Below are 5,472 nucleotides of genomic sequence, written 5' to 3'. Positions count from 1 at the left end.
CTTTTCTAAATTTATTTTCTTTATTCCTATATAAATAGGGATTGCTGGAGAATTATCATTTTCTTGAAAAGGTTTTTGTAACTTAAAGTATAGCCATTTCGCTTTTTCAATGTATTCTGCTTCAGCAATACATACACATTTTTGTTTTATTTGAATAACTTTCTCTGTTCTGCGAAAATATTGGTATAGATAGCTTATATTTGAATTGGATACCTTGAGTGGTAGGCTGAAAAAATCTTTTTTTGATAAATTTCTTTTTGCATCTAAATATGCTTCAACTAATCTCATTAATTGATTTGTTTTTATATATCTTTTATGGAGCTGGTTGTGTTGATTTGAAATTATGTTATTTACCTTAGATTGATGTGTTGATGAGGATTTTGTTACCTCGCTTTGTTGTTCAATATCATCTTCTGGTAATTGAAATTCATCTATAAAATCGTGTAATTTACTACGCACTTTTCTGAGTTTATATTCTTCATTACTTTCTCCTGCAATAGGTACAATTTTTGTTTGACACCATTGACAATCTGCTGAGTGTGCAATATTGTTTTTAGTTATATATTTGAAATAGGGAGATTGCTTTATTTCATCTGGAAAATGATCATAATTTACCCCGGTAATTTTAACCCCTTTGGCACGGCAAGATTCTGTTGAACATAAAAATTGAAATCTTTTGCGAGGATAAAGATTTAAAAATTCAGTTCTTGCTTCTGTAATGGATACAACTCTGTTAAGCTGAACACAATAAGCTTCATATATAGACATAATTTAAATCTCCATATTGTTATGAATTAAAAGGGATTTTATTTATTATAATAAACAAGCGGTTGATTTTTATCAATAATTTGCAATTAGTTATGTTAGTTTTCCTCTAATAATAAATTACACCCATAATAAACTCCAAAAAGTGTATCCATTCCCGAAGAATGTCCAATATTTTCAAAGAGTTCACTCAATTTTTCTATTTCTATATTTTGTGTATCAAGATTTTTAAGGAAAGTCAGTACAGGGAGAGAAAATTGTTGTTGCAATGCACAGTCTAAAAATCGGCTGCTAATGGCATTAGTGTTCGCTAAGTTTTGTTTAATTTGTTGTGCGAGTTTTTGATAAAAAGAGGTTTGCGTTGCATTAAAATATTGAAGTGTGGCAAGCAAGCCGCAGAGAAAATCATCGCCACTTGGGGTAAGCCCAATGCCTAATCCAATTAATTTAGTCAAAATATTGCAAGCGTTTTCCTCATCATTTATTGTGTAAGAATGTTCTGCTTGGGCTAAATATTGTTTGAAAGCGGATAATATTAGGTCATCATTTTGTGCTTGAAGTAGGCGATTTAACCCTTTTTTATCTGAATTTTGCAATATTTGTTGAGTGAGTTCAGTACAAACGTTGAGTTTGTGATTTGAAGGAGCACTACAAGCGGTCAATTTTGTGCAAAAAATTGCACAATTTTGGTAATTTAAATGAAGTTGGTAGTTTTGATTAGGTTTTAATCCTAGCTGTTGAAATTGCTTTTGCGTAAGATTCGTAATTAAGCTGATGGGAGAGAGTTCACTCTCTATAGGTTGCAGAGAGAAAATTTCCTTGTTAATTAATAAGTTAATGGTTTTGTTATACATTGAATGAATGGTTGCAATAGGGCAATCACCTAGTGTATTTTGAGCATAGTTTGTTGTTTTTGAAATAGTAATGTTTATTATTTGCTCTTTTATACTCATTCTGTAAAATACCTATTGCTTTTTCATTGCTATTGATTAGTATAAATATAAATCGAAATGCGATTTCATATTTTGTATTTTCCTTTCAAACCGTTAAAAGTCAATAAAAAAGAAGGTCTATTATGTATGATTTAATCGTTAAAAATGGGAAGTTAGTTACGCCTGATCGTATTTATCCTGCAACAGTTGCGGTAAAAGACGGTAAGTTTGTCGGTTTTTTTGCTCCTGAAACGGAGGTTGAGGCGAAAGAAGTGGTCGATGCGAAAGGCAACTTGGTTTATCCAGGCATTATTGACTGCCACGCACATTTAAACGAGCCGGGCTTTGATTATCGTGAAGATTTTGAAACAGGTTCCCGTGCCGCCGTTGCAGCCGGTTGTACAACCCTCATTGATATGCCTCTCAATAATGATCCTTCTCTTATTAATAAAGACGTCTTTAAATTAAAACACGCCAACGTAAGTAAACATTCCTTTATCGACTTTGCTCTTTGGGGCGGTATTGTCGGTGATTATGATGATAGTCCAAATTCCATTAAAAGTAATTCTGCCGATTTAGTTGATCTTGAAGCCTGTGGTGTGGCTGCTTTCAAAGGCTTTACTTGCCCGAATGGTGATTTATTCCCAACTGTAAACTTAGGTAACGTGCGTAAAGCGTTGGAAATTTTAAAGCCGTTTAATGCGTTATCAGGTTTCCATTGCGAAGAATTTGGTCAGGTAAAAGAGCGTGTGAAAGAAGCGAAAGCGAAAACAGGTTTAACTAATCAAGAAAAAATCCGTGAATTTTTAGATGCTCACGATGTGTGGGTGGAATATGTGGCAACCAAAAACGTGATTGATATGTCAAGAGCGACAGGCGGTCGAGTGCATATTTGCCACGTAACACACCCAATGGTGGCTCAGTTAGTGAAAGATGCAATTTATGAAGGCTTGCCGGTGTCGGGCGAAACTTGCCCACACTATTTAGGTTTTACCGAAGATTTTGTATTTGAAAAAGGTGGTCCGGCAAAATGTACGCCACCGTTACGTAAACGTGAAGATATGGAAAAACTTTGGGATTATGTGATTGATGGCACGCTTTCTTGCGTAGGTAGCGATCACTCGCCGGCAGCCGATGAAGAAAAAAATAACGATACTCACGATATTTGGGAAGCTTGGGGCGGTTTAAATGGTATCCAATTCTTCTTACCGATGATGTTCGATATGGTGGTGCATCAACGCAAATTAAGCCCAAGCCTGATTGCAAAAGTAATGGGCGTGAACCCTGCAAAATTATTCGGTTTATACGGACGTAAAGGGGCATTTGAAATAGGGTTCGATGCAGATATCGTGATTGTCGATCCGGAAAAACCGTGGAAAGTGGAGCAAGAGAAACTCTTTACCAAAGGTCACGTCACTTGCTTTAACGGTTTAGAAGGGAAAGGTGCGGCAACCCATACCTTTATCCGTGGTCGTTTAGTGGCAGAAAACGGTATGTACAAACAAGATGCTATGGGTTACGGAGAGTTTATTCGTCCGGTTAAGCGATAAATTTAAATGCGGTTAGTTTTTATTAGTTTAAAAATTGACCGCATTTTTATTATGATAAATATAAATGCAAATTACAGGAGCAGAAAATGTCTGAAAAAACCAACTTACAACCAATTCCGGAAAATAAACGGATAATGGATTTATTGTCTTACCTTTTCTTATGGCTGGGCGGCTGTGTCTCTATTGGTACATTTGCACTAGGTTCGGGGCAATTGGAGAAAGGTTTAAATTTAACTCAAGCCTTTGTCGCAATGTTGATAGGTTCATTATTGCTGATAGTGTGTTTATGTTTAAATGACCAAATGAGCTATAAAAGCGGTGTACCTTATGCCGTTCAGTTAAAAAGTGCCTTTGGTACAAAAGGTGGCATTTTACCTGCTATGTTGCGTGGTGTGCCTGCAATCGTATGGTATGGCGTACAAAGCTGGTTAGGTGGTTCGGCAATTAACCAAATCTCTATGTTATTATTTGGTTATGATAACTTAGTGCTTTATTTCTTATTGTTCCAAGCATTACAAATTTGGATTTCAACCACCGGTTTCCACGGTTTGAAATGGTTAGAAAATATCGGTGCGGTGGTGATTATTGCCTCTCTTGCTTATATGTTCTATGTGTGTATGACTAAATTTGGTGGACGTATTGAAGAAAACCTCATCAACAAAGAAGGTACTTGGGGCTTACCGTTTGTGAGTGCAATCGTGGCATTCTTCGGTGTGAATGTGTTGGTAATGTTAAATGTGGGGGACTATGTTCGTGAATTAAAACCAGGCTATTCAACAGCCAAACGTGGTGTGGTGTATTTCTTAGCCATGGTGCCAACAACGGTATTTATGGGCGTTATCGGTTTAATGATTTCTTCTGCAACCGGCATTGCCAACCCAATTAATGCTTTCGCACAAGCCGCAGATAATAAATTCTTAGTGGTGATTACCCTTGTCTTTATTTTATTTGCTCAAATGACCACAAACTTAGCGAGTAACGTAGTACCACCTGCTTATGCGTTAATGGATGCGTTTAAAATTAAGCACAAAACCTCTGTAATTATCATTGGTTTATTGGCAATCGCAACTTGCCCGTGGTTAATTACCTCAGATGCTTCTTCTAAAGGTGTAGATATTTTCGTATTAACTTACACAGTATTCTTTGGCCCGATTTTCTCTGTGTTATTAGTGGATTACTACATTTTACACAAAGGTAAAATTGATATTCAGGAACTCTATGAAGAAAACGGTAGCCGTAAAGGTATTAACTGGGCTGCGATTTTAGCGATCTTTGTCGGTGCGGTAATTGGTCTATTCAATGCAGATATCTCATTCTTAACTGCAACTATCCCAACCGCATTAGTTTACTACTTCGGTATGAAACATATGGCATCAAGTGCCCGTTTCAGAAAAGGAACGATTTTGGAGAAATAATAACAATCCCATACGAGTCGTATGGGGTTCTATAAGCCGAGCCACTTTGTGGCTCTGAGAAAGTCCCGGAGGGACTTGGATTATTTAACCTAGCACGGCTCGTGCTAGGTGTTTTGAATAAAGTTTATCGTTGCTTTCAACAATTCCTGTGTATGTACAGATTGTTCATCACGGTCAAAATCGTGAAGTTCGGCAGCAATCACAAAGCGAGTTGGATTGAATTTATCGCATAGAGCTTGGAACTCTGCAAATGGTACATCAGGGTCACCTGTAGAGTGAGCAGCAAAAATAGGTAAATTCAATTCAGCTAAACGCAAGCTGTAATCAAGGTAGAAGAATTTATCTCTACCTTGATAAATTAACGATTTCCACTTGCCGGTTTGGCGAGCGTAAATATAAGCACTGAAGTGTGTCTTTAATTCCGCTTCTTGACGGGGAGTTGCTATCAGTGATTGAAAGGTGCTTTCACTCACTAATGGCAATTTAAGATAATGTGGGCTAGGGCTATCAAACCAACCATCGGTTAAGAAACCATAACCATAAAAGGAGATGACGCCTTTGGGCTGGGGAATCTCAACTTGTTGGCTTAATTTGACAGCAGTTAATAAAGCCAAATAACCACCTGCTGAACGGCCGAATAGGAAATAGGGGAGTTCATCGGCAAAGCGATTTTGCAGGTTTTTTAATGAAGTTAAAATCGACTGCATAATCTCGTCAAGCTGAGCCTGTGGTGCAAGCGGGTAATTTATCGCAATAATTTGCAAACCGGCTTGGGTAAATTGCTCAAGGTGAGTAAGCGGTAAATCTTGG

General features: G+C 37.2%; 5 protein-coding genes. 2 read left to right on the top strand and 3 right to left on the bottom strand.

The features are described 5' to 3' along the window. Together ACJHV0_RS00970 and ACJHV0_RS00965 are read right to left on the bottom strand one after the other, a co-directional pair. On the bottom strand, window positions 1-768 hold a 768-nt coding region (locus ACJHV0_RS00970), incomplete at its 3' end, for a hypothetical protein (RefSeq protein ID WP_483133119.1). Window positions 769-863: 95 nt separating this feature from the next. Next, a complete protein-coding gene (locus ACJHV0_RS00965; protein WP_483133118.1) occupies window positions 864-1,718 on the bottom strand; it encodes an oxamate carbamoyltransferase subunit AllH family protein in 855 nt (284 codons plus the stop codon). 122 nt (window positions 1,719-1,840) lie between these two features. Between ACJHV0_RS00965 and allB the strand changes: the two genes are divergently transcribed. Together allB and ACJHV0_RS00955 are read left to right on the top strand one after the other, a co-directional pair. Beyond that, the gene (gene allB / locus ACJHV0_RS00960; RefSeq protein WP_334253817.1) at window positions 1,841-3,247 is read left to right on the top strand and encodes an allantoinase AllB; all 1,407 of its coding nucleotides are present in this window, start codon (window positions 1,841-1,843) and stop codon (window positions 3,245-3,247) included. A gap of 86 nt (window positions 3,248-3,333) precedes the next feature. Further along, window positions 3,334-4,662 carry an NCS1 family transporter gene (locus ACJHV0_RS00955; protein ID WP_334236075.1) on the top strand — a complete coding sequence of 443 codons (1,329 nt, stop codon included), beginning with the start codon at window positions 3,334-3,336 and terminating at the stop codon, window positions 4,660-4,662. 104 nt (window positions 4,663-4,766) lie between these two features. On the opposite strand, the gene ACJHV0_RS00950 is transcribed toward ACJHV0_RS00955, so the two are convergent. Further along, window positions 4,767-5,472: alpha/beta hydrolase (locus tag ACJHV0_RS00950; RefSeq protein WP_483133117.1), on the bottom strand; the 706-nt coding region annotated here is incomplete at its 5' end.

The organism is Mannheimia sp. (genome assembly GCF_056854775.1).
This window is presented reverse-complemented; position numbering and strand designations above follow the sequence as displayed.